This is a genomic window from Streptomyces mutabilis, assembly GCF_014649815.1.
Classification (GTDB): domain Bacteria; phylum Actinomycetota; class Actinomycetes; order Streptomycetales; family Streptomycetaceae; genus Streptomyces; species Streptomyces mutabilis.
The window spans coordinates 1-614 of record NZ_BMTT01000196.1 but is presented as its reverse complement, the minus strand read 5'-3'; the positions used below and the strand labels follow the sequence as shown (position 1 = coordinate 614).

1 protein-coding gene is annotated in these 614 nt (G+C 39.3%); it reads left to right on the top strand.

Going from position 1 to position 614, the window contains the following annotated elements; translation table 11 throughout:
* Positions 1-104: 104 nt before the first annotated feature.
* Positions 105-614 (top strand): DMSO/selenate family reductase complex B subunit (locus IE142_RS39990; RefSeq protein WP_191889468.1); only part of this gene is annotated, 510 nt, incomplete at its 3' end.

The window sequence follows — 614 nt, the reverse complement described above, 5'->3', positions numbered from 1 at the left end:
GGTGTTGATCATGGTGGGTGTCCTAACGTTTTGACATCAACACGTATGACACCATTAGCCCATGGTAATTCACATTTAACCGTTTTAGTTGAGGTAACCAAAGCATGAGTGAATTCAAACAATATGCGCCTGTTAGCGATGAACAGCTTGGTTTTTTTATTGATTCTTCTCGTTGCTCAGGTTGTAAAGCATGCCAAGTTGCATGTAAAGATAAAAATAATTTAGAGGTTGGGCGCCGTTTTCGCCGTATTTATGAAATACAGGGCGGGGGATTTGCACCTAATGGGCAAGGTGCATTTGAAAATAATGTCTTTGCATACACATTAACGATTTCATGTAATCACTGTGACGATCCTATATGTGTAAAAAACTGCCCAACAACAGCAATGCATAAACGCCCCGGAGATGGCATTGTCCGTGTTGATACCAGCAAATGTGTTGGGTGTGGTTATTGCTCATGGTCATGTCCTTATGGTGCACCACAAATGAATACTGAAACAGGACAAATGTCGAAATGTGATTTCTGCGTAGATTTATTAGCAGAAGGTAAAAATCCTATTTGTGTTGATACATGTCCATTAAATGCGATTAAGTTTGGAAAAATTAAAGATCTA